Genomic DNA, 23,475 nt, shown 5'->3' on the forward strand with positions numbered 1-23,475 from the left:
TCTATTATCAACCACACGCAAGGCAGAACACCAGTTACAAATGTAATGCAACTAAATGATAAATAAGAAAAGTGATCCATTACTCATGATGGATCACTCTGGATATTGAAAAGCAGTTAACGCATTAGAAGCTGTAGCTCACACCAACGTAGGCTTGTCTACCCAGTGGCTTATAGCCCAGTAAAGAACCATCTTTTGCTTCGCCCGCTGTGGCATTGAAATAACGCTTATCGGTTAAGTTTTCAATTCGGCCATTTAACTTGAGTCCATCGAAAAACGTATAGTTAGCAGCTAAGTTAAACAGCGTATATGACGGTAAAGTCACTGTATATGCACCTTCAGCTCCCCATACTTTATCGTCGCGATTACCTCTATGGACTAAAGTCAGTGTTGCGTCGACATTTTCCCACTCTTTACTGACTGAATAAGTTAAGGTACGTCTCGCTCTGCGCTGTAATTGCTTGTCGGTATCAGCGTCTTTAGCACTCACATAGCTCGCATTTACCGTATGCTCGATACCAAAGTTGTCTTCAATTTCAATAGAAAGATCAGCACCTTCAAAGTCAGCGCGCTGAACATTGTAAGGAATGTATTTCCATTTATCATTTTGCTGATAAACGATTTTATCGGTAATACGGTTATCGTATACCGCAGCTTCCACACGGAAGTTCTCGCCGCTCCATGTAACAATAATTTCGTTATTAGTAGCTTCTTCCGGCTTAATATTTGGGTTAGGTAAATAGTAAGGACTATCAATCACAAACGCCTGTGATAAAGAAGGTGCTCTAAAGGCAGTACCATGATTCAACTTAACACTCAGGCCATCCATGAGTTGCTTGCCTACAGCAACCGTGTACGTGTTTGCACGACCATGAAAATCATAATCATCCGTTCTCAGTACAACCTCTGCCAGCCAATTTTCATCGTTGTAAAACCCACCGAGTGCTAAAGATACGTTATCACGCTCAGGCTCTGAAAAAGAGGCGGTAGAATCACCAACATCTTCATTTAGAAAGGTAAAGTTACCCGTGAAGATCAAAGCTTCAGTTAAACTATATTGCGACTGATATTCAAATTGGCTGCGTTTGGTGACATAAGCATTATCGTCAGTACTATTACCTATTTGAACATTTTGTTCCTTGCCTAAGCTGTATGACGCACTTTGGCTAAACTTATCAGTACGTCTTTTCCACGCCAGTTTATTGGTGTAGTTATGGAAACGGTAAGCATCACTACCAAAAGAGTCATACTCCCCCTCTCCTTCACTGTACTGTGAACGTAAGCTAAAAATACCACTTTCTTCATCACCATACTGCACATTTAAACCGGCATTACCGTTATAATATCCATCACGGTCATGGTTTTTTGTGATTGCAGCTTCAGGGTCTTTCTCAATCACATCATAGCCATCGGTATGAGTGTAACCCGCATTAGCTGCAATGCTAAACTTGTCTTTTTTGTAATTTACCGTTGCTTCGGTCTTGGAGTAATTGTTACTCCCAGTCGTAAGCGCGATGGTATTATTATTCCCTTCGCGACTAATAATATTAATCACGCCAGCAATGGCATCTGAGCCATAAATCGCAGCTTTGGCACCACGAATGATCTCAATTCTTTCGATGCTATTAAGTGGTAAATTAGTGAGCGAATTGTCACCGGAGTTTGCATCCGTCACTCGAACCCCATCGATTAACACTAGCGTATGCTTAGCGTCATTACCGCGTAGAAATAAACTCACGCTTTGACCGAAGCCACCGTTTCTAACCGCTTGAATACCAGCGACATTATCGAGTAGCGATACGACATCTTGAACATTGCTTTTTTCAATTTCAGCACGACCTATAACCGTAATGGCAGACAATGCGCTTTCTAGAGATTGTTCAAATTTATTGGCAGTAACAGTGATATGTTCAACATTTTGATCAGCAAATGCTGAAAAAGAGAGCGCCGTCGCTATCGCCGCGCTTAGAGCAGTTTTATTTAACATGGTTTCCCCTAACTTGTACCCACCGTACAAGAACACAAAGTGACTGTTTCAAGGCCGGTCTCCGGGCTCAGTAAACCTGCAGATTAGCAGTTCACTCTACCGTTGCGGGGGCAGCGCTGGCATAGAACCGATCCAAGCTAATCACGTGTAATAAACTGTCTTACTCAATTTATTATTGATTAACGCAATTAGATGTTCCCTTGTGTTCGCACCAGTTTCCCGATTATCTATACACTTAGCAACCACACTAGGTTGTGTACAGCACCTTGAAAATGCGAGGCTATTGTCTTGGGTTTCGGAATGATTGTCAATGGACGTCTAGAAATCCAAAAGTGCAATCTATGCACTTTTGGAATGAAGTAAAGCGTAATTAGTCGCGGAAGTTTTTGAATTGAAATGGCTGGCCAAGCTCGCCGGTACGAACCAGTTGCATCGTTTCTTGCAAATCGTCACGCTTTTTACCCGTTACACGCACCGTATCGCCTTGAATTGAAGCTTGAACTTTAACTTTTGAGTCTTTAATAAGCTTAACCAATTTTTTCGCCATCTCTTTGTCGATGCCTTGCTTTAACGCCACCTTACGCGATACGTATTTGCCAGAGCGCTCAATGTCTTTTAACTCGAAGCTTGCCACATCAAGGCCACGCTTTGCCGCTTTACCCACTAACATATCGAACAACTGCATAACTTGCTGTTCTGCTTCCGCTTTGAGGTTGATCATTTCACCGCTTAGCTCGATTGATGCATCTACGCCACGAAAATCAAAGCGCGTATCAAGCTCACGAACCGCGTTGTCTACGGTATTTTTTGCTTCTGTCATATCAATTTCAGATACAATATCAAATGAAGGCATGCTTCTCTCCTAAAGTCATTTTGGCTCGATTATAGCAGTTTATGCTTAATTTGAGTTACTTTAAGTTTTTAAACAGCGTATTAGGATGTTCACCCAATGGACAGTTTTCGATGGTATACTGCTCGCTTAGTCATACAGAAGTAGGATGTATTGTGACACGGCGCGTTTATAAAGCTCTTTTGATTATCTCTTTAATTATATGTACGGTGCTATTCGCAAAGGAAATTAGCTTGTCTCCAAAGCTGTTCCCAAATATCGATAAAGTGGCGCATTTTGGTGTATTTTTTGTGCTTGCGTTTATCTCTCACCATGCTTTTAAAGTGAAAGTATGGACACACATAGTGCTACTGTCCTTGTATGGTGCAGGAATTGAGTGGATGCAGCATTCATTACCGTACCGCCAAGCATCTACCGCTGATTTTTTAGCTGATTTAGCCGGTGCGGTCAGTTATTTTGTTCTATTTTATATTTGGGCAAGTTGGCGCAATAGAAAACATGGCTAACATACATATTTTAGGTGAAGGGGCGATAGGATTACTGCTCGCCCAGCACCTTAGTCAATCTCATCAAATTACGCTGATCACTCGAAATAAACGCGCGGCGACTTATCGCTATCAAACAGCAAGTATTCAACAAACCATCCCGTGCAGCACCAAAACACTTGCAGAACTCCCAGCCAGCAGTATAGATACGCTAATCATTCCCGTTAAAGCATATCAGGTAATCGAAGCACTCCGAGCGCTTCGCCCTGCACTTTCAAAAAATGGCACGCTAATCCTTAGTCATAATGGCATGGTGGATTGGTCTTGTGAGTTAGCAATGCTTGATAAAACACAATCCGCCTACTTCTTAAGTACATCCATCGCAGGCTATAAAGTCGCAGACACTGTGCATCATACAGGACAAGGTGCAACTTGGTTTGGGCCGTTAAATTCACTAGCCAACTGCCACTACCAGCGCGTATTCTCGCAACTGTTTAGCACATTTGAAAATGCCCAAACCACGTTTGACATCATGCCAACACTTTGGAAAAAGCTGGCGGTTAATATTGCCATTAACCCGTTAAGTGCATTGGAACAAGTCGTAAATGGTCAGCTAAGACAGCCCAAATACGCAGCCCAAATTCTTAATTTAATGAATGAAGTACAGCTTGTGGCCGCAAGTAAAGGCGTAACCTTAGCGCTTAGCGAGCTAGCCACGCTTGCTTACACCGTAATGGCACAAACCGCAAACAATCGCTCTTCGATGAATCAGGATATCGCGAATAACAGGCGCACAGAAATTGACGCCATGTGCGGATATATTTGCGAGCTAGCAGCAAAACAAAATATTGATGTGCCGTTTAATCAACAGTTATTTGATGAAGTGAATAAGCGCTGGCAGCTAGCGCGGCAATAGGCTTAACTTCTCGACGGGTAAACCGCCTCCCACAAAACTATTTACACTGTGAATTAGGAGGCACACTACGCAGATTGTTTTTGCAATACTTGCAAGCAGTTTAACTGCTAAAACCGTAGAAGGTTTCATAAGCAACTAATTCCCCTTTCATCACACCTGAGAAGCATAAGCCGATATGCAATGCGCCGGCGGGATGTCGGTTGCTTTCCTATCAGTTTTTTTGGTTTTAGGATTCAGTATGATGTCGGGGCGACGTTTTCTTGATTCGCTCGATTGCGTCGTTTCAAAAGAATGAACGAGGAGCGCATGGATGCGCTTTGATACTAACTGTGGAGGGCAGCTACAAAATACCTAGTAAATAAACGGGGATAAACAAGCAACCTATAACCTCCCCACAAAAAACGCACGTTGGGTAAATCCTAAAGTCTCACCCAACGCTTGTTAACACACCTTCTTTTAAGGACGGTACACCTTGACGTTAGCATAGCCATTTTCATGCAGAATAAGTGCTTGTAACTGGCTCATTACGCCTTTCGAACAGTACAAGTAGTATTCTTTATCCTGTGGTAAGTCGCCAAACTTAGTGGCTAATCTAAAGAAAGGTAAGTGGATCACTTGTGCACCATCTAGCTCTAGAGGGTTTGCATCTTCCTCTTCTGGAGAACGAATATCTAGTACCACCGCGTTGTCAGGTAATTCACTTACCGATTCCGCTTCTTTCACTTCTTCTTTTGCTTCAGCTTCAATGTCACGAATATCTTTTACCGTCGCGTTAGCCACAACTGTATTCAATACATCAAAGTCAAACTTTTCTTCTTCGGCTAATATCTTGTGAAGCTGTGCTTTTACCGTTGGTTTTTGAGAGATCACACCACAATATTCAGGCATTGCTTCTGCCATTTCATTGGTGCCAATCGCTCTGGCAATACGAATAATCTCTTCTTTATCGTGTTGAATAAGCGGGCGTAATATCAGCATCTCTGTAACACGGTCAATCACGTTAAGGTTAGCCAAGGTTTGGCTCGATACCTGGCCAATACTTTCACCAGTTACCAGCGCTGGGATCCCCAAACGCTCTGCGACCACAGCACCTGCACGCATCATCATGCGTTTTAGTACCACGCCCATTTGCCCGCTTTCGATATTCTCAAGAATTTCAGCGACAACTGGCTCAAAGTCAATCGTAATAAATTTAACTTTGTGGGTAGAGCTAAATTGTTTCCACAAGTAGTGGCTCACTTGCTTAACGCCAATTTCGTGGGCTGCACCACCTAAGTTAAAGAACAAAAAGTGCGTACGCGCGCCTTTTCGCATCATTTGATAAGTCGCAACACCGGAGTCGAATCCGCCAGAAACCAAAGACAGCACGTCTTCTTGCGTTGGTAGTGGGAAGCCACCTAGACCAAAGTGCTGGTGACGAACGATGTAGGCTTTATTGTCTTTGACTTCGATTTTAACCGTCACATCAGGTTTTTTCAGTCTTACACTGGCACCCTCTACATTTTGGTTTAAACCGCCACCAACATAACGCTCCACGTCGCTTGAAGTAAACTCATGCTTACCTTGGCGCTTTACACGCACGCAAAACGTTTTGCCTTTGATCAATGGCTCAACCAAAGCAATCGTTTGTTGGTAGATATCATCAAGCGTATCGAACTGTGTTTCTTGCACCTCAATAAACTGCACAATACCTGGCGTGCGTTTAAGGTGGTCGATTAGACCAAGGCGGGTTTTCTCGTCACTTAGCTCGCTCGTCACTGAGATATTGTCCCAGTTATTTTTAACTTTTACGTTTTCGTCAACGCGAACCAACAGCATTTTGATGTTCTTCTCTAATACTTTGGTAAAACGCTTACGGACGGATTTGCTCTTAATAGCAATTTCGGGATGTAATTTGACGATAAATTTAAGCATAAAAGTCACTCTACTACAGATCGATTATCGGTTGCGATGACGCGCTGATTTGACCTAAGTGGACTTTATCGTGGCGCACACTGACCGAGGACAGTTCGGGCGCGCGAGTATATCAAACTAAGAGCCGATTAGGAAATAAACAGACCTTTTCCTGTTGTGCTCTACAAAGCCTTTTGCCCGTACTCACTAAGGCAAAAGGCCCGCTTAATTATTTAAGGCTAAGCAATACTCGGTAAGCTCGCCTCTGCTAGTGCTTGATAATGCTGCTGAAGTTGTGCCACTTTCGGTGCACTCATGGGCGTCGCGTAAGGTTTAAAAATCATCAGTACTTTAACAATGCCATTGTATATATCTTGTTGCTCAAGGACGCCTGTCATTCTTCTGGCTTTAACATAGGGAGTCCAGAAACTAACAGTCATTTTCAACATATGCGCGAGCTCTTTAGCATCGTCATCATCTATGGCGATCACGCCCGTATCTCTTAGGCCTATTACCACAGCTTTTACTTGCTCGAGTAAGCGTGACTGAAAAGCAATATAGTTTTTTTTCAATTCATCATCACGAGCCAAGATGTCTGTCAGGTTGTCGTAGAAAAAGTGATAACGCCACATCAGGTCGAACAAGGAGTCTAAATATTGAGTTAGCTGCTCAAGTGGCTCGTTGTGCTGCTCCAGTGGCTTAAAGTGCGTATTTAAATGTTCGCTGTAAAGCGCGAATATTTGCCGAATGATGTCTTCTTTATTTTTAAAATGATAGTACAAATTGCCAGGGCTAATCCCCAAACTGGACGCTATATGGTTTGTCGTAATCGCGCGCTCTCCATGCAAATTAAATAACGCGATGCTGGTACGTATTATTTTTTCCTTGGTATTCATTACGATTCTCTATCTTTGTTGATAACGTGGTCGCGCTATTGCTAGGGTTACTAGGCTATTTCGCGCTCCATGTGAAAAAATAGCACTAATTTTACCTCTAGATAAGCTTAGATCCGACAAAGCTGACCAGTGTTTTTTCAAAAAAACCTTGTTACCATACAAAAAAATTCAACATAGTTACGCTTATGAAAGTCATCGCCCTCTACCCTGGCACATTTGATCCCCTCACTAATGGACATGAAGACTTAATCAAACGTGCAGCAAAAATGTTTGATACCGTGATCTTGGCAATTGCCCATAACCCAAATAAACAGCCTTGTTTCTCACTAGAGCAACGTGTTGCTTTGGCTGAAGAAATTTTAAAGTCACATAAAAATGTAAAGGTGATTGGGTTTTCAGGATTACTCGTTGATTTAGCAAAAGAGCAAAAAGCCAACGTGCTGATCCGCGGCATTCGCGCAGTGTCTGACTTTGACTATGAGTTCCAGCTGGCTAATATGAATCGCCGTTTACATCCTGATTTGGAAAGCGTATTTTTAACGCCATCTGAAAAGAATTCATTTATCTCGTCAACTTTAGTAAAAGAAGTTGCACTTCATAAAGGCAATGTCAGTGAATTTGTTCACCCGCTGGTTGCCAAAGCTTTAGAGGAAAAACTACACGGATGAAAAAGTGCCTATTATCCCTAGCCGTATTGGTTGGAACATATGCGCACGCTTCACCTTGGATAGAGGTGTCGCAAAGTGAGCTTAAACACAGCATAGATTTACTGGTTGCAGAAGGCGTGATAAATCGCCCGGTTAATCAATATCCTCTGCTGTGGAGCGGCATTGTTAATGACCTTGCTGCTATTGATGACGGAAATCTCTCTGAAACCGCAAGCTTTGCATTGGCACATTTACGCCATGCACTAAAACAAGCAAAAAGAGAAAGATACAGTAGTATAAAAGCACATTTTAACGGTGCTGAAGAGCGCTCAACAGGCTTTGGCGAACGTCAAAATGAACGTTCTGGCTTGCGTACTTATGGCATTATTACCGGCGGTGCTGTTAGCGCTAAAATTGCGGTTAACTACGCAGATGAAGGCCAAGATGGAAAATACGTTAATCACCACGGCAGCCACCTCGCAGTGCTGTTTGGTAATTGGTCTCTCAGCGCTGAGCGACTAAGCTACTGGTGGGGACCGAGCAACGAAAATGCGCTGATGCTTTCAAACAACGCAGCCCCCATGAAGGCGGTTCGTTTAAGTCGTGCCAATAACAACTACATTGGACCGAGCTTTCTCTCTTTCGTTGGTCCTTGGCAAGTGACGGCCATTATGGCAAAACAACGCCCAAGTATAGCCAGTAAAAAGGATGGCGATTTTTGGGGGTTTAGAGCGGCAGCTTTTCCAATTCAGGGGTTAGAGCTTGGCTTTAGTACAACATCCAGCGACTTTGTTTATCAACAACAAAACCTTGAAAGCGAAAAGCAAACGCAACGCCTCACCAGCGTTGACTTCAAATATTCCACTAGGCTAGCTAATCAACCGCTCGCTTTATACGGTGAGTTTGCAGGCAATAACGACAGTGGTGCGTTACCAAGCAATCCAATGTACACCCTAGGTATTGAAAGTTATTGGGGTGGTAAAGACTATCGTCTCAAAAGCTTTATTGAATACTCAGATACAAGTATTGATTGTAAAGACGAGCTAAAGCTCGCGCTTTGCCCAAGAGACAATACAGTAGATTCAGCGAACTATCGTGAACGCGACCTTTGGCTTGGAGCAAGCTCGGGATTGGACGCTAAAAACCTCACTTTCGCGTTAGATTACTTCAGCACAGATGGCATTGGTGCTTATGCCAAGCTAAAACGAGTTGAATTTGACACATTAGACGTTGAGCGAAACCAGGTCGAGCTCGGTTACCAACAAGGTGTGTTTGGCGCGCTTGCTAAAATTGGTGTAAAGGCATGGCAAGATAAGTCTCAGGAAGAAGACGAAAGCCACGCAGCACTTACATTGAGCGTGGAATATCAGTTTTAACGAGCGGCCATCGCCGCTCTTTTCATTAAGTAAGAGTTGCTAAACCTCAAAAGCCATCGCTATGCGTTTCCTCAAGTCAAATTGGTTCACACATCAACTATCAATTGTTATTGGCACGCTCAACTTTAAAACCCGCTTTTCGCAACAGCTTTATTAGACTGAGCCAATCTTTATCAATGATCAGGCTTATCACAATCATAGAATCGCAAATAAGTACCGCAGCAGAATATACACTCCAGAACCACCACTCTTCACGAGTTTCAAATATCGCTAAATCTATGTAAAGCCCTAAATAAAGCAGAGAATTTATCGTTAAGAATAAAAACACATAATGTAACGCATTACACCAAGGTCCTTTGAGTTTGTAGTTTATGCCTATCAATAGCGCAATCGTCAGTAAGTCATAAAAAAACCACATCAGATACAAGGTGTAATCCGCTTGGACTAAATCTAGATATACATTACTAATCAAATAGGACAAGGCAACCACACCACTGGTCACGACGAGAGATAAATTGCTTTTTATTTTTAATACATAGAAGAGGAGATTGAGAAGGAAGCCGGTCACCAGACCGACCACCACTATCGAGTCAAAAAATATACCAATTTTTGTAAGATCAAAATACATAGATGACTTGATCGGAACTCGCTAGTTTGAATTTACTAGTTGATTTGCGGGTCTTTAATAAGAATGCCACCGCCACCTCGAGCACCTGATACTTTACCTAATACAGACTCAGTTAGAATTACCTTATCAGAAAGCGACTTTGTTTGACCAGTTGTTTTAGCTTGATTTTTTCTCGCTAGGATTGTTTTTATCATGAAATTTCCCTCAATATTTACAAATTAGTCTTAACTCTAAAAGTGAGTCATCTAAAAATTATCGGAGTTTACTAAGCACAGGGTATGCCAATATTTATTAAGATAAATTCAATCGGTTGATTTACATACAAAAAGAGCGCTTGTTAGCACTCTTTTTGATTTTATAAAAGCTGGATGTTAAGCCACGAATTTACACGGAATACTTAAGCTAGATGTTTGTTTTATAATGAAATCCATCGCAATTTCATCACAGTTATCTTTGCGCAAACACAACTCGCAGTCTTTCATTACTTTTTCAGGCAAGCTATCTTTGGTACAGTTGTTAAAACCTTGTTTCATAAAGAAGCCCGGCACTCTAGTTAGCACAATTATACGATTGAGTGCCAATTTTTTGGCTTTCACTAGCAAATGCTCGACTAAAAGTTGCCCTTGTCCCTTTATTTCGCTTTCGGGGTTTACGCCCAAAGAGCGGATTTCAGCAAGCCCAGTGTCGTAAATATACAAAGATGCACACCCGGTCACTTTGCCATCGACCTCTGTCACCGCAAACTCATTGATACTATGGATCATGTCACTTTTCGCTCGCGGTAGGTTCTCACCTACTTTAGCCCAGTATTGAATCAATCCTGCAATCGCTTCAACATCATCTAAATTGGCATCACGTACTAGGATTTTTTGCTTTTTTTTTGCCGTTTTAATGGCACTGGTTACTTGTGGCAATGAGGTGCCGCCTAATGCTTTACGAGCGGCAATACAAGCGTCAATTTCGAGTACAGGGTAGACATCCTCTGCAATTACTGCGCTGACTTGCTGGAATTCTTCTAAGCTCAGATCCTCGAGGTTTTGCCCCTTACTAATTGCCAACTGCACTAATTCACCGACGACGTGGTGACCTTCCCTAAACGGGATCCCCTTAGCAACGAGATAATCAGCAAGCTCTGTCGCATTGGCGTGACCACCTTTTGCCGCCGCTAACGTTTTATCACCATTAACCTTAATTCCTTTAACACATGCTTCAGCCATATGAATACACGCAAGCCAAGTTGGCATGGCATCAAATAGGCCTTCTTTGTCTTCCTGCATGTCTTTGTTGTAGGCCAAAGGCAAAGCTTTAAGCGTCATCATCATGCCGCTAAAGGCGCCAAAAACTCGGCCTGTTTTGCCACGGATCAACTCTAAGGCGTCAGGATTCTTTTTCTGTGGCATCAAGGATGAGCCGGACGTCACGCTATCGGCCAAATCAATAAAGCCAGATTCACCAGAATTGTAAAAGATCAAATCTTCAGCAAAACGAGATAAATGCATCATGGAAATAGACGCGCAACTGAGTAGCTCAACCACAAAGTCACGATCAGAGACCGCATCTAAACTATTACGAGAAGCTTCTCTAAAGCCAAGGTTAACGGCCAACACTTCACGGTCGATAGGATAAGCAGTCCCCGCAAGTGCACCTGAGCCAAGCGGACACACGTTTAACCTTTCAAGCGCATTATTTAAGCGCGACTCATCACGTTCAATCATCTCAACGTAGGCCATGCACCAATGACTAAAGAGTACTGGCTGAGCACGCTGTAAATGGGTGTACCCTGGCAAAATAGTACCAAGTTCCTGCTCTGCGAGTGTTACTAGAGCTTGCTTTAGTGAACTCAGTGCCACAAGCAGTTGCTGCGCCGTTTTACGACTCCACAGTCTAAAGTCAGTGGCTACTTGGTCGTTACGGCTTCGACCTGTGTGCAGCTTTTTACCTAAATCACCCACTTTGTCGATAAGTTTAGCTTCAACATAAGAATGAATATCCTCATGTCCCGCAGTTGCTACACTACGCGGATCAGCAATCACTTCATCCAAAAGCAGTTTCAGCGCTGAAATGATCTGCTGATGTTCGCTTTCAGTTAATACATCTACTTGCTTTAGCGCACCCGCCCACGCGATAGAGCCAACAATATCTTGCTCTGCCAATTGATAATCAAATGGCAGAGAATCATTAAATTGCTTAAATGCCTCATCAGGACCTGATGAAAAACGGCCGCCCCATAATGCCATCTCGCTCTCCTACCTTAAGACTGCTTTTGCTTGTTTAATGCCGCTATCCGGCTAGATAATGAGAATAGACGAATGAATCCCTCCGCATGAGATTGGTCATATACGTCATCTTCACCAAATGTGGCAAAATCTTCGCTGTATAAGCTATTGATTGATTGCTTTTGCACTGCATGTACATGGCCTTTATAAAGCTTAAGTACCACCTCGCCAGTTGCCTGCTGTGCGAAAGACTCTGCGGCAGCTAGAATTGAATCTTTCAGTGGGGTAAACCAGCGACCGTCATAGACTAAGTGTGCAAACTCTTCGCTAAGCGCGGTTTTCCATTTACGACAAGATTTGTCTAAGATCAGCTCATCTATCGCTTGTAACGCAGCCATCATCACAGTGCCCCCCGGTGTTTCATAACAGCCACGAGATTTCATGCCGACGAGGCGGTTTTCAACGATATCCACACGACCAACACCGTGCGGTGCTGCAATCTCGTTTAACTTAACTAGACACTGATAAGGACTGTAACGCTCACCGTTAACACCGATGATTTCACCCTTTTCGATTAATACCGACACATATTCAGGCTGATCCGGTGCGGCTTCTGGAGAATTAGTCATGGTCCAAACCTGATCGCTTGGCTCATTCCATGGATCTTCCAATTCACCACCTTCGTGAGAAATATGCCAAGCATTGGCATCACGACTGTAAATTTTGGTGGCAGAGGCTGCACAAGGGATATTACGCTCAGCCAGATAGTCAAGCAGCGATTCACGACTTGATAACGACCACTCACGCCATGGAGCTATCACTTTAAGGTCAGGCGCAAGCGCTGAGAAGCAAGATTCAAAACGCACCTGATCATTCCCCTTGCCTGTACAACCATGAGAAAGTGCATCCGCGCCAACTTTACGAGCGATTTCAACTTGTGCTTTGGCGATAATAGGACGCGCCATCGAAGTACCCAGTAAATATGTCCCTTCATAGATAGCGCCAGTTTTTAGGGTTGGATAAATATAGTCGCTAACCATTTCTTCTTTTAAGTCGACGATATAGCACTCAGAGGCACCCGATGCGATTGCCTTTTCTTCAACCCCAACCAGTTCTTCTTCACCCTGACCTACATCGGCAACAAAGGCGACAACTTCACAACCGTAGTTCTCTTTTAACCATGGCACAATCGCTGATGTGTCTAATCCACCAGAGTAAGCCAGTACCACTTTTTTAATCTTGCTCATGTTCTTTAACCTCAAACGTAATCTTTGTTTAACAGCGATACCAGCAATGCGTTTTGGGCATGCATGCGGTTTTCAGCTTGTTGAATAATTTTTGACTTTGGCCCGTCCATCACTTCGGAAGTAATTTCAAACTCACGATGTGCTGGCTGGCAATGCAAAATGGTTTGTGCGCCACACGCTTCAACCAATTGTTGGTTGATTTGATATGGCATAAAGGTGTCTTTCACTTGTTCAAGTGGCGTTTTATTCCCCATCGAAACCCAAGTATCAGCGTAGAGCACATTGGCGCCAGCCGCCGCTTCTACCCGATCACTGACCAAAACCGAGGCACCATTTACCGCTGCAATTTGTTCAGCTTGCTTTACAATTTGTGCATCTGGAGAATGGCCTTTAGGACAAACCGCCACAAAATCAGTACCTAATGTTGCCGCAAGCAACATTAATGAATGTGTTACGTTGTTGCCTTCACCGAGATAAGCGATTTTGATCTGACTGACATCATCATAAGTTTCAAATAAGGTGAGAAAATCAGCCAACGCTTGGCAAGGGTGATATAAATCACATAGGCTATTCACAACAGGCACAGACGAAAACTCAGCGAGCGTCTCAAGCGTACTATGGTGATTTACACGAGCCACAAGGCCATCGGCCCAAGTCGAAATATTAAGCGCAAAATCTTTTACGGATTCACGCGCACCCATTGCACCATTTTGCTGATCTAAATACACAGCATGGCCGCCTAATTTATGAATACCGATATCGAACGACAGCCGCGTTCTTAAGCTCGGCTTTTCAAATAGCGTGACTATCGACTTGCCAGCTAAGGCTTGGTTATATTCTTGCGGTTGATTTTTAATATTTTTTGCAAGCTTTAATAAGTTCAAAACTTTAGTTTGGTCTAATTCCAAACCAGTTAAAAAATGCTTAGTCATGATGTTTTCCTACGGCAGAATTTGTGTACCTACGTGCTCACCATTGAGCAACGCAATTAAATTTTCTGGCTTTTGCCAGCTAGAGATGTACACCCCTCGTCGTAAGTGTTGGGCAGCGTGAAGACTGGTCTTAACTTTGACCTCCATCCCGCCCACAATGACCTTTTGCGCGATTAACGTTGAAATCTGTTCCGCGTTAAGTTGATTTAATGGCTGTTTATCGCCATCAAGTACCGCCTCAACGTCAGTCATAAAAATAAGTTCTGCACCAAGTTTACTGGCGATAGCAGCTGCTGCTTCATCCGCGTTCACGTTGTATAAATGGCCGTCAGCGCCAATACCAACTGAACTAACAACAGGCAACCTATCAAACTCCAACACTGCTTCAAGCATGCCACCTTCACTCGCTTCACAGCTACCCACACGGCCAAGCGCTTTAAGCTTTTGAGTTGTGGAAAACCCTGCATCATATAAGCACAATCCAACAGGCTTGAGCGCAGCGGTAATGGCATCCGCCATCAGTTGCTTATTAGCACAGCCTGCAAGTGCACCAACAATATAGGGCATTTGCTCCTGCGGACTGATCCGCAGTCCTTGATGTTTTGCAGTAGCAAAACCGGCATCGGTCAGCCACTTATCAACCAGCGCACCGCCACCATGAACAATCACAAACTGCTTGTGTGGTGCATCCTGTTGAATTTGCTTGATAGCTGAAAACAATGCTTGCGCTGCACCCTCTTGATTCAACACCGCACCACCTAGTTTTATCACCCAAGTTTGTTTGCTCATGCAGATACTCCTAAACCTTGATAATGCTCAAGTCCCGCCGCCAAGTTCATACACTGTAAAGCTTGGCCTGCAGCACCTTTAAGCAAGTTATCAATCGCGACCACTACAATCAGTTGATTGCCCTTTTGCTGCCAACCGATATCAACAAAAGGTTGATTTTCAACAGCTTTGATTGATGGAAGTTGACTCCCCTTTAATCTGATCAACGGCTCATCGGCAAGCACTTGATAAGCTGCATCGACTTGATTTGAGGTGACATTTTCTTTCAGAGTGACGTAGATCGTTTCCAAGATACCACGCTTAAAATTCCCTAAATGCGGCGTAAACAACACTGGGTGTTCAAGGTATTTTTCTATTTCTGGACTATGTCTGTGCGTAAACAAACCGTATGGTGCAAGAGATACTTCGCAAAAGTGTGTGGCGACATTCGCTTTTCTACCCGCGCCGGTAACACCAGAAACAGCATTGATGATAACTGGTTGCTCTGTTATCAGATCAGCTTGTTGTAATGGCTTGAGTGCATTGAGTGCCGCCGTCGGATAGCAGCCCGCGACCGCTACTAACTTTGCCGTTTTAATAGCATCGCCATACCATTCAGCTAACCCGTATTGCGCTTGCGCTAACCAGTCTTGATGTGGGTGAGAAAAACCGTAGTAAGTTTCGTAGTCTTCATTGCTAGATAAACGGTAACCTCCAGATAGGTCAAAAACCCGTTTGCCCATCTGTAAAAATACCGGTGCAAGTTCTACGCTAACCTTGTGATCCGTGCATAAACACACATAATCCGATGATTGCTCTATCAACGAAAAAGCTTGCTCATTTAAGGGTTGCAGCTCAATATCTAGTAAGCCCGAATATTCTGGATATAAATCGCTGATGAATTTGTGTTTGTCTAAGCTTTGCTCAGATACAAAGCAATGCGCAAGTGTGAAGGCAGGATGCTTGGCAACCAGCTTAGCAAGCTCAGCGCCACTGTAGCCGCTCGCTCCGATTATAGATACTTTCAACATAGTGTTCTCAAGATTAAAAAAGTTTGATTAGGATTGGTTCTGCTAATTGTTGAAGTCAAATCGTCGCATTGCTGTTCCAAAATATATTTATGCTAAAAAAGTGAATTGATATTCACTCTAAACATCTTTATATTTTTATGCAAGAACTTTGAATAAGTATTTTAGGAATTTTTATGAAATTGCCCGCTTTTATGGAAATGTATCAGCAACTGATCGCCGCGCCATCTATCAGTGCATTAGAAGAAAGTCTCAACATGAGCAATCAGAATGTGATCCAGCTACTCGCACAGTGGTGCGAAACGTTAGGGTTTACCGTCGAAGTAACAGAGCTTGAACATGCAAAAGGAAAATATAATCTAATTGCAAGACGAGGTAATGGCGATGGTGGATTAATGTTGGCCGGCCACACGGATACCGTGCCGTTCGACGATAGCCGCTGGCAATTTGATCCTTTTAAATTAAGCGAGCAAGATAATAAATTATATGGTCTTGGAAGTATTGATATGAAAGGTTTTTTTGCTTTCGTATTGAATGCAATCTCAGAGCTTGATGAATTACAGCAAAATGCACCTATCATGATTTTAGCCACCGCCGATGAAGAAACCACTATGGCTGGTGCTCAGGAAATCGCAAAACATCCAAGCTTGAAGCCGGCGCGCTGTATTATTGGTGAACCCACCGATATGGTGCCAGTATTTACCCACAAGGGCCATATGACGACCGCTATCCGCATCGTTGGTCGCTCAGGCCATAGCTCAGATCCAGAGCGCGGCTTAAATGCCATTGAAATCATGCATCAGGTGATTGCAAATTTATTAAAGTTAAGAGAAGAATTAAAGAATAAATATTCAACTCCACATTTTGCTATTCCTTACCCAACTTTAAACCTTGGACACATTCATGGCGGCGACAATGCCAACCGTATTTGTGGCTGTTGTGAACTACATATTGATATGCGCCCTTTGCCTGGTCTGAGCATCAAAGAGCTACAAGCCATGCTCACGGCAGCTGTAGCACCAATCAATACACATTATCCGAATAGTGTCTCGGTTATAGATATGCACGAACCCATTCCGGCTTTTACTGGCTCGACGGATTCTGCTTTAGTGAAAATGGCCGAGCGCCTGTCAGGACAACAAGCAATTGCTGTAAACTACTGTACCGAAGCACCATTTCTACAGCAGCTAGGCTGCGAAACTATCGTTATGGGACCGGGGTCAATTAATCAAGCACACCAACCCAACGAGTTTTTAGCAATGGAAAAAATCCAGCCAAGTCAGGATATTATTAAGCAGCTAATAAGAGAAAGTTGCTTTGCTTAGCGGATTGGCGAGTTCATCACTTCACACTCAGGCAATGATATTGCTGTAATGATATGTAATTGCCATATTCACAGTCTGCACTATACCTAACTGCATTGCAGTGATGGTTGAAGATCCCGTCATCGCTGAGCGGTCATGACAGGGATCATAGTGCGGGCGCCAAATCAAAAGTATCTAGGGCCGGTCGATCTTTCAAGTTTGTTTTTGCAGCAGAAAAGGTCAACAGGCCCTAGAATTAGTCGAGGTGCTCGCAAGCAATTTAGCGAGGATATAACCGTGACTGAAACAACACCACCAGACCTATCGCAACCATTACTTATTGATCCAGTCCAGAGCAACCCAGCAGCTCCAACCACCAGCTTAGGTCCACTGCAACACTTGGTCGGCACTTGGACCAACCAACCCTTGGCCAACTCAGGATTGGGTGGCCCCGACAAACCATTTTCTTACTGCTTAATGCCACTACCTCAAGAAGCCAGCTATATTCTTAAAAATTTCTCCTATTATGAAGAGCTTACTTTCTCAGCCATCCATGGCACCGCACCAAATCGAGGAGGATTTGGTACACAGGTCGCTAATACCTTATTTTACGAACAAAGAGTTTATTTTGCAGAAGGTCCAGCGAAAGATCAGCTAGTCCATGCGGAAAATGGTTCGTTGTTGTATTTATCGGACGCAAAGCAATTACTTGGCCCGTATGGCAATGGTGAAAATCCAGGGCTTGGCAATGAAACCGTACCAAACAGTGTGGCGCCAACTCAAACTTATGACTTTATAAAACAAATGTCAGTTCCCCACGGGAATTCCATTTTAGCCAGTGGGCATTTTCAATCAGGTACTGGTGTCCCGACGATCCCAATGCTGAGCCAAAATGATATTTTACCTATGGGATTACCCCATGGGATCAGTACAGCTCAATACACCACCAAAAGTGTTGGTAACTTAAATCCTGACTTTACACTCAACCCAAACCAGCCTTTAAATAATGCCTTAGAAGTTTCTCCTCCCAAGAAATTTATTCTACTTGAGGTCGATACCGCGCATTCAGGGATCCCAGTCACGAATATTGGCTTTGAACAACAACATGCAAAAGTTAGTCGCTACGCGATTAGCTATTGGCTTGAGTCACTTGACGGTAGTGATAACTTCACGCAGCTGCAGTATTCGCAAAATATCACAATGGAAATTCCGATCGCTGGTCAACTCGTAACTTTCCCTCACATTACGACCAATACTATGGTCAAGAAGGCATAAAAATAGGGGCGCTGCTGAGCCCCTATTTCCGAAGTGCACGTTTGATTAAATTGGTGAGCCTGGCGGCATTTCAAGCGCCTTAAAACTTTCGGGCCACTCTCCTGAATCTAGGTAGTGATTGATTTGCTGTGCGAGCATATGTTTAAACGCTTGCTCAAAAGCAACATCGCTAAATACCGACGACTGATTAAAGTCTTTCGCAACTTTTGCTAAATAAAACTTTAACTGCGCCTGCACTTCAGGTGCGACTTTATCGTTGTTACTCAGTTTTACAAGCTTAGTAGCACTTAGGTATTGCACTCGTTGCTGTAGCTTTTGAGCCATACCTTTGCTGCCTGATTGAGCAAATACTTGCTGATATAAAGCATCTAAAAGCGCCTGTGTACCAAAATATTGAGTATCACGTGCGTGCTGCTGTGCAAGACGGTTTAATCGCTGTGGATTAAGCAGCAAGTCAAGACTATGTTGTGCGGCGACTTCTGGTAATGCCATCGCATCTAGGGTTAGCCCTGTTCTCCCTTTAATACTTTCGCGAGTTTTGTACTCACCGTAAGCCTTAGGAGGTATTAACGCCAAAATAGAGTCAGGAATAGTCAACGCCGCAGGCGACAGCGTACTCAAAAGCGCATTGGCCGCATTTTGCTGCGCCTCTTTAGCCACGACTTTCGCCCCTTTTATCACCTCGTCACCGCGAACTTCGTAGTCGTAATCCACGCCGCCAATCAATTTTACTGCGGCTTCAACCTGATAACGATGGAAAAGATACAGTGGTACCAGTTTCTCCTCTAGCTGCGACAGAGCAACTCCTTTTTGAATGCTGTGAATACCAAAGGTATTCAACGCCTGCTTGCGGACATCCAGCACGCGTAGTAATTCGGCAGCAGGATCTGCACCGTTATCCCAAAGGTGCGCAGTTGGGTGCGCTCCGCCCTGTGCTCTGGCGTCAGAGTCAGAGATAAATTCAAGCCCTTGCGCCTTATTCTCAGCAAGAATAGCTGCAAGCTCAGTGGCTTCATCAGCACCACCGAAATCACTATAACCATATTTAATCACTTGCGTATCCCACGCGCCCATGCCTTTTGCATAGCCCTTAGTGATATCCAGTTGGCCATTTTCAAATCCTACCAGCGGATGAGGATAGTCCATGACTGACGCGCGAGCCTTCACCGACGCTGAGAAGTTGTGCGCAATGCCCAACGTGTGGCCAATTTCATGTGCACTCAACTGACGAATACGGTCTAGCGCCATAGCATGAAGTCGCTCAGTCACCTCATTACCCTCAACAAATGGTGCAGAAAGTGCTTCGGCGATAAGAATATCTTGACGGACACGCAACGAACCTAGCGTCACGTGACCTTTTAAAATTTCACCGGTACGTGGGTCTATCACCGACGCGCCGTATGACCACCCTCGAGTAGCGCGATGCACCCATTGGATCACGTTATAGCGAATATCCATGGGATCGGCATTTTCAGGAAGTACTTTGACTTGAAACGCATTTTTGTAGCCGGCAGCTTCAAATGCTTGATCCCACCATTTAGCGCCATCAAGTAATGCAGTTTTGACAGGCTCAGGTACACCAGGATCAAGATAGTAAACAATTGGCTCTACGGCCTCTGAGATTTGTGCTGTTGGGTCTTTTTTCTGTAAACGGTGGCGTGGGATATAACGCACAAACATTGACTGTCCAAGCGGTGCAGAGTAATCCTTGTGCTCGATACTCCAATAACCCGATTGCGGATGAAACGCACGTGGCTGGTAGTTATCGTCAGGCAGCTCAATTAAAGAATGGTGCTGATGTACTGTAAGCGCATAAGGATCTGCACTCACCTGGCGTACATATTCACCAGGCTTTGTACCTTTGAATGTCAACACGGCTTCAAGTTCTGTGTTTTTAACAAATGCCTTTGAGCGCGACATAAACACAGCGCTGCGGCTTGAGTCTAAGCTAAAACTACCTTGATTACGATCTGCCAACGTGCGAGAAACACCATGCACATCGCTGAGTAGATAAGGCGTGTAGTCAATCAAAACACTGTCTTTATCTTCTGCAACCACGTTGAACCCGTGTAGAATGCTTGAGGCAAAAGCCTCTTTAACGCTTTGCTTTTCGGCCATATTATTCGCACTTGCGCGATAATAAGTGTTGATAGCACGCAGCATGACCTTATCACCAAAACGTTCAAACTGAACTAAGTGCGTACCGCCTAGCTGACCGCGGTCTAAACCGATATCATTCGAACCTACACCATAAGGTAAACTATGCTGTAACAAGAAAGGGGCGTCTAGTTTGTCGATGTCTAAGTACAGTTTGCCGCTCGAATCATCGCTATAGAAAGCGTAAAAACCGGGATGATGATTAAAACTGGCAGTAAATTCATCAATAGACTTAATTGCTGCGTGTGCTTGGGTTATCATACACAGTAGCAAAGCGGATACAGTTTGAGTGAAGCACGTTATTTTTCTCATGGCTGCTCTTTGTTATTTATGGTTTTGAGGCTTAACCCCAGTTGTATATGAAATCGTATACAATTTACAGCCTTTCAAGACGAATTACAGCGCTGTTTATGGCACCTCTCACACTATTTATTGCCATAAACACAAGGTGATCAGGATTTAAAAAATGCGTAGACTCCCTCCGGTGTTAATTGAAGATGGTTGTTCTCGTGAGTTGGTTTCTCTAATCCGAACCATTCTCGCGGCATGTAAAGAAATATCGTTCCGTGTTGGCCAAGGTGCACTTTCAGGTGTATTAGGTTCAACCTTAGATGAGAACATTCAAGGTGAAACGCAAAAGAAGCTCGATGTACTTTCAAATCAACTATTGAAAGATATTTTGCTTGAATCTGGCTATGTCAAAGCCATCGCTTCTGAAGAAGAAGATTACACCGTCGCCGGCAATCCAAAAGCGAACTATATTGTCGCTTTCGATCCGTTGGATGGTTCATCAAATACCGACATTAATTCATTAGTCGGTACTATTTTCTCTATTATGGAAGCACCTGAAGGTTCAGACCCTAGCGATCCTGCGATCTTTATGCAGCCAGGTCATAAACAAGTTGCAGCGGGCTATGTGTTATATGGCCCATCAACCATGTTAGCGCTATCAACAGGCAAGGGGACTCGCTTGTTTACGCTGGACAAAACACACGGTAGCTTCCTACTCACGCAAGACTTTGCTGCCATTCCTGAAGATACCAAAGAGTTTGCCATCAACGCGTCAAACCAGCGCCACTGGACCCCAGCAATGCAAAACTACATTGCCGATCTACTTGAAGGTGAAACCGGACCACGTGGTAAAAACTTCAATATGCGCTGGATAGCGGCAATGGTTGGCGATGTTCACCGCGTATTATGCCGTGGCGGACTATTCACTTACCCTGAAGATCGTAAAGATCCAAACAAGCCGTTTAAACTTCGCCTACTTTACGAAGCCAATCCAATGGCGATGCTTATCGAGCAAGCTGGCGGTATTGCCCACACTGGTCGTGAACGCATTTTGGATATTCAACCTGAAGAAATACATCAACGCGTTGGTGTTATCTTAGGTTCAAAGCACGAAGTTGAAGCTTGCCTTGCTTATCATAAGTGATCTATTTTGAAGCGAGGAAACAGCTCGTTTCGCAAATGAAAAAGGTGCCATTGGCACCTTTTTCACATTAAATAGTGGATTAACTCTTCTCAACGGGCATATCGGGATCAGCGCCCCATTCACTCCACGAGCCGTCATATACCGTTAAATGTTTATAACCTAGCTCGTCAGCCACCAGCGCTAAAATACAAGCTGTAACACCTGAGCCACAAGAGAATATCAGAGGCTTAGTTTTATCCTTTGATAAGTCGCTATATAACACTTCAAGCTCAGTGAGTGGTTTAAAGCAGCCATCGGCATTTAACAAACTCGTGTATGGCAGGTTTTTACTTTTAGGCACATGACCGCTGCGCATATCTGCACGAGGCTCTAGCTCTTCACCAGTAAAGCGCTTTGCACCTCTAGCATCGAATAGGTAGCTCAGTTCAGCGTCAATATTACTAAGCACGGCAGTTTTATCAACAAATGCAGTTTCATCATATACAGCGACAAAGTTTCCTGCTTGTTGGACTTGCGTGTATGCTTGACTCAAAGGGTATTGTTTTTCACACCAAGCAGGTAATCCGCCATCCAGTACATACACTTGTTTATGACCCATCATTTTGAGCATATACCAAGCTCTGGCAGCGCTAAACATACCCTTATCATCGTAAGCGACTAACACATCATTTTGGTTGATACCTAGCTGTCGCATTTCTGCTTGAAATTGAGCTGGACTGCAGCACATATTGGGTGATTTAGCATGAGGATTAGCCAGAGCGCCACTAATATCAAAACGCAGCGCGCCTTGAATGATTGCAGGGGCGCTATAAGGGCCTGACTGACCCGGTTTAACAATGCCAGCATCCAATACTTTCACTTTGCAGAGGTTTGCAAAGAGCCATTCCCTATCTACCACATGCTTCATGCCATTATTTTCCTTCGGGTCTGCGTACGACCTCTATTATTTCCGTTGTTGAAATTGATGGGGTGCGCTCTAAATAAACCACATCACAGATATCGTTATATATATCGAACTTGTCTTTCCAATCATCACCCATCACCAGAACATCCGCATCAAAGTCTTTGATATATTGCGCTTTTAGCTCCAGAGATTCCTCCACAAACACCTCATCTACAAATCGCAATGAGCTAATGATTTTTAGGCGATCTGCTATTGAGTATATTGGATTTCTACCTTTTTTCGAAAAGTTAAGTTCATCCGACGAGATCCCCACAATGAGATAATCACCCAGTGCTTTCGCACGTTCTAAGATATTGACATGACCAACGTGGAATACATCAAAGGTTCCAAATGTGATAACTTTTTTCAACTTGGCTCTCTTTCTAATCAACACGGTTTGAGTTGTAACCCACTACGACATTTGTTTGTTGCTAAAACCGTGACGAAGTTTACGACAATTTGGCTATTAGATTACAGAATTAAGCATCAAAA

Annotated in this window: 21 protein-coding genes and 1 riboswitch; of the genes, 7 read left to right on the forward strand and 14 right to left on the reverse strand. The window is 43.7% G+C overall.

The window, feature by feature from the left end:
- Positions 1 to 124: 124 nt before the first annotated feature.
- Positions 125 to 1,987 carry a TonB-dependent receptor domain-containing protein gene (locus JJQ94_RS21540; RefSeq protein ID WP_099030405.1) on the reverse strand — a complete coding sequence of 621 codons (1,863 nt, stop codon included), beginning with the start codon at positions 1,985 to 1,987 and terminating at the stop codon, positions 125 to 127.
- A 35-nt stretch (positions 1,988 to 2,022) separates the two neighbouring features.
- Positions 2,023 to 2,271, reverse strand: a riboswitch (cobalamin riboswitch).
- A gap of 86 nt (positions 2,272 to 2,357) precedes the next feature.
- Positions 2,358 to 2,840 (reverse strand): YajQ family cyclic di-GMP-binding protein, encoded by a 483-nt coding sequence (locus JJQ94_RS21545; RefSeq protein ID WP_010374237.1) that lies wholly within the window; start codon positions 2,838 to 2,840, stop codon positions 2,358 to 2,360.
- A 230-nt stretch (positions 2,841 to 3,070) separates the two neighbouring features.
- Here JJQ94_RS21545 and JJQ94_RS21550 point away from each other — a divergent pair, with 230 nt between their 5' ends.
- Together JJQ94_RS21550 and JJQ94_RS21555 are read left to right on the forward strand one after the other, a co-directional pair.
- Positions 3,071 to 3,343, forward strand: a complete 273-nt coding sequence (locus tag JJQ94_RS21550; protein ID WP_039492978.1) for a VanZ family protein — start codon at positions 3,071 to 3,073, stop codon at positions 3,341 to 3,343.
- Entirely contained in the window at positions 3,336 to 4,238 is a 903-nt protein-coding gene (locus tag JJQ94_RS21555; protein WP_099030406.1) for a ketopantoate reductase family protein, read from the forward strand. The genes JJQ94_RS21550 and JJQ94_RS21555 overlap by 8 nt, the downstream gene beginning before the upstream one ends.
- Positions 4,239 to 4,694: 456 nt before the next feature.
- On the opposite strand, the gene thiI is transcribed toward JJQ94_RS21555, so the two are convergent.
- Both thiI and JJQ94_RS21565 read right to left on the reverse strand, forming a co-directional pair.
- Positions 4,695 to 6,152, reverse strand: coding sequence for a tRNA uracil 4-sulfurtransferase ThiI (thiI, locus tag JJQ94_RS21560; protein ID WP_010374240.1), 1,458 nt, complete (start codon positions 6,150 to 6,152; stop codon positions 4,695 to 4,697).
- Between the two features lie 218 nt (positions 6,153 to 6,370).
- Entirely contained in the window at positions 6,371 to 7,027 is a 657-nt protein-coding gene (locus tag JJQ94_RS21565; RefSeq protein ID WP_099030407.1) for a TetR/AcrR family transcriptional regulator, read from the reverse strand.
- A gap of 185 nt (positions 7,028 to 7,212) precedes the next feature.
- On the opposite strand from JJQ94_RS21565, the gene coaD reads away from it, so the two are divergent.
- Positions 7,213 to 7,695: a pantetheine-phosphate adenylyltransferase gene (coaD, locus tag JJQ94_RS21570; RefSeq protein WP_010374242.1), complete on the forward strand. Its 483-nt coding sequence runs from the start codon at positions 7,213 to 7,215 to the stop codon at positions 7,693 to 7,695.
- Positions 7,692 to 9,050, forward strand: coding sequence for a capsule assembly Wzi family protein (locus JJQ94_RS21575; protein ID WP_099030408.1), 1,359 nt, complete (start codon positions 7,692 to 7,694; stop codon positions 9,048 to 9,050). The genes coaD and JJQ94_RS21575 overlap by 4 nt, the downstream gene beginning before the upstream one ends.
- A 100-nt stretch (positions 9,051 to 9,150) precedes the next feature.
- Here the strand turns inward: JJQ94_RS21575 and JJQ94_RS21580 are convergent, their stop codons facing one another.
- The 7 genes from JJQ94_RS21580 to argC all read right to left on the reverse strand — a co-directional run bounded on the left by JJQ94_RS21580 (position 9,151) and on the right by argC (position 15,869).
- Positions 9,151 to 9,678 (reverse strand): hypothetical protein, encoded by a 528-nt coding sequence (locus JJQ94_RS21580; RefSeq protein ID WP_099030409.1) that lies wholly within the window; start codon positions 9,676 to 9,678, stop codon positions 9,151 to 9,153.
- Positions 9,679 to 9,713: 35 nt separating this feature from the next.
- Positions 9,714 to 9,872, reverse strand: a complete 159-nt coding sequence (locus JJQ94_RS21585) for a hypothetical protein (RefSeq protein WP_172439937.1) — start codon at positions 9,870 to 9,872, stop codon at positions 9,714 to 9,716.
- Positions 9,873 to 10,049: 177 nt separating this feature from the next.
- On the reverse strand, positions 10,050 to 11,915 hold the full coding sequence (gene argH, locus JJQ94_RS21590) for an argininosuccinate lyase (protein ID WP_099030410.1): 1,866 nt from the start codon (positions 11,913 to 11,915) through the stop codon (positions 10,050 to 10,052).
- A gap of 14 nt (positions 11,916 to 11,929) precedes the next feature.
- The gene (locus JJQ94_RS21595) at positions 11,930 to 13,141 is read right to left on the reverse strand and encodes an argininosuccinate synthase (RefSeq protein WP_099030411.1); all 1,212 of its coding nucleotides are present in this window, start codon (positions 13,139 to 13,141) and stop codon (positions 11,930 to 11,932) included.
- An 11-nt stretch (positions 13,142 to 13,152) separates the two neighbouring features.
- Positions 13,153 to 14,073: an ornithine carbamoyltransferase gene (locus tag JJQ94_RS21600; RefSeq protein WP_099030412.1), complete on the reverse strand. Its 921-nt coding sequence runs from the start codon at positions 14,071 to 14,073 to the stop codon at positions 13,153 to 13,155.
- Positions 14,074 to 14,082: 9 nt separating this feature from the next.
- A complete protein-coding gene (argB, locus tag JJQ94_RS21605) occupies positions 14,083 to 14,862 on the reverse strand; it encodes an acetylglutamate kinase (protein ID WP_099030413.1) in 780 nt (259 codons plus the stop codon).
- On the reverse strand, positions 14,859 to 15,869 hold the full coding sequence (gene argC / locus JJQ94_RS21610) for an N-acetyl-gamma-glutamyl-phosphate reductase (RefSeq protein ID WP_172439941.1): 1,011 nt from the start codon (positions 15,867 to 15,869) through the stop codon (positions 14,859 to 14,861). Before argC ends, argB begins: the two co-directional genes overlap by 4 nt.
- A gap of 176 nt (positions 15,870 to 16,045) precedes the next feature.
- On the opposite strand from argC, the gene argE reads away from it, so the two are divergent.
- A complete protein-coding gene (gene argE, locus JJQ94_RS21615; protein WP_099030415.1) occupies positions 16,046 to 17,194 on the forward strand; it encodes an acetylornithine deacetylase in 1,149 nt (382 codons plus the stop codon).
- Between the two features lie 276 nt (positions 17,195 to 17,470).
- Positions 17,471 to 18,448 carry a heme-binding protein gene (locus tag JJQ94_RS21620; RefSeq protein WP_099030437.1) on the forward strand — a complete coding sequence of 326 codons (978 nt, stop codon included), beginning with the start codon at positions 17,471 to 17,473 and terminating at the stop codon, positions 18,446 to 18,448.
- Between the two features lie 45 nt (positions 18,449 to 18,493).
- On the opposite strand, the gene JJQ94_RS21625 is transcribed toward JJQ94_RS21620, so the two are convergent.
- A complete protein-coding gene (locus JJQ94_RS21625) occupies positions 18,494 to 20,917 on the reverse strand; it encodes a zinc-dependent metalloprotease (protein WP_099030416.1) in 2,424 nt (807 codons plus the stop codon).
- A 154-nt stretch (positions 20,918 to 21,071) separates the two neighbouring features.
- Here JJQ94_RS21625 and JJQ94_RS21630 point away from each other — a divergent pair, with 154 nt between their 5' ends.
- Positions 21,072 to 22,040, forward strand: coding sequence for a class 1 fructose-bisphosphatase (locus JJQ94_RS21630; protein WP_010374260.1), 969 nt, complete (start codon positions 21,072 to 21,074; stop codon positions 22,038 to 22,040).
- A 79-nt stretch (positions 22,041 to 22,119) separates the two neighbouring features.
- Here the strand turns inward: JJQ94_RS21630 and JJQ94_RS21635 are convergent, their stop codons facing one another.
- Complete coding sequence (locus JJQ94_RS21635) at positions 22,120 to 22,947, reverse strand: sulfurtransferase (RefSeq protein ID WP_099030417.1); 828 nt, start codon at positions 22,945 to 22,947, stop codon at positions 22,120 to 22,122.
- A gap of 4 nt (positions 22,948 to 22,951) precedes the next feature.
- Positions 22,952 to 23,353, reverse strand: a complete 402-nt coding sequence (locus tag JJQ94_RS21640) for an adenylyltransferase/cytidyltransferase family protein (protein ID WP_099030418.1) — start codon at positions 23,351 to 23,353, stop codon at positions 22,952 to 22,954.
- Positions 23,354 to 23,475: the final 122 nt, after the last annotated feature.

Origin of the sequence: Pseudoalteromonas sp. GCY (genome assembly GCF_016695175.1) — a bacterium.
Taxonomy (GTDB): domain Bacteria; phylum Pseudomonadota; class Gammaproteobacteria; order Enterobacterales; family Alteromonadaceae; genus Pseudoalteromonas.

Excerpts from the sequence above, each read along its gene's own strand:
- JJQ94_RS21575 (WP_099030408.1), top strand. The coding sequence starts at position 7,692 with ATGAAAAAGTGCCTATTATCCCTAGCCGTATTGGTTGGAACATATGCG.
- argB (WP_099030413.1), bottom strand. The coding sequence starts at position 14,862 with ATGAGCAAACAAACTTGGGTGATAAAACTAGGTGGTGCGGTGTTGAAT.
- JJQ94_RS21595 (WP_099030411.1), bottom strand. The coding sequence starts at position 13,141 with ATGAGCAAGATTAAAAAAGTGGTACTGGCTTACTCTGGTGGATTAGAC.
- JJQ94_RS21585 (WP_172439937.1), bottom strand. The coding sequence starts at position 9,872 with ATGATAAAAACAATCCTAGCGAGAAAAAATCAAGCTAAAACAACTGGT.
- JJQ94_RS21545 (WP_010374237.1), bottom strand. The coding sequence starts at position 2,840 with ATGCCTTCATTTGATATTGTATCTGAAATTGATATGACAGAAGCAAAA.
- JJQ94_RS21555 (WP_099030406.1), top strand. The coding sequence starts at position 3,336 with ATGGCTAACATACATATTTTAGGTGAAGGGGCGATAGGATTACTGCTC.
- JJQ94_RS21580 (WP_099030409.1), bottom strand. The coding sequence starts at position 9,678 with ATGTATTTTGATCTTACAAAAATTGGTATATTTTTTGACTCGATAGTG.
- JJQ94_RS21635 (WP_099030417.1), bottom strand. The coding sequence starts at position 22,947 with ATGAAGCATGTGGTAGATAGGGAATGGCTCTTTGCAAACCTCTGCAAA.
- JJQ94_RS21630 (WP_010374260.1), top strand. The coding sequence starts at position 21,072 with ATGCGTAGACTCCCTCCGGTGTTAATTGAAGATGGTTGTTCTCGTGAG.
- coaD (WP_010374242.1), top strand. The coding sequence starts at position 7,213 with ATGAAAGTCATCGCCCTCTACCCTGGCACATTTGATCCCCTCACTAAT.
- JJQ94_RS21600 (WP_099030412.1), bottom strand. The coding sequence starts at position 14,073 with ATGACTAAGCATTTTTTAACTGGTTTGGAATTAGACCAAACTAAAGTT.
- JJQ94_RS21565 (WP_099030407.1), bottom strand. The coding sequence starts at position 7,027 with ATGAATACCAAGGAAAAAATAATACGTACCAGCATCGCGTTATTTAAT.
- thiI (WP_010374240.1), bottom strand. The coding sequence starts at position 6,152 with ATGCTTAAATTTATCGTCAAATTACATCCCGAAATTGCTATTAAGAGC.
- argE (WP_099030415.1), top strand. The coding sequence starts at position 16,046 with ATGAAATTGCCCGCTTTTATGGAAATGTATCAGCAACTGATCGCCGCG.
- JJQ94_RS21625 (WP_099030416.1), bottom strand. The coding sequence starts at position 20,917 with ATGAGAAAAATAACGTGCTTCACTCAAACTGTATCCGCTTTGCTACTG.
- JJQ94_RS21540 (WP_099030405.1), bottom strand. The coding sequence starts at position 1,987 with ATGTTAAATAAAACTGCTCTAAGCGCGGCGATAGCGACGGCGCTCTCT.
- argH (WP_099030410.1), bottom strand. The coding sequence starts at position 11,915 with ATGGCATTATGGGGCGGCCGTTTTTCATCAGGTCCTGATGAGGCATTT.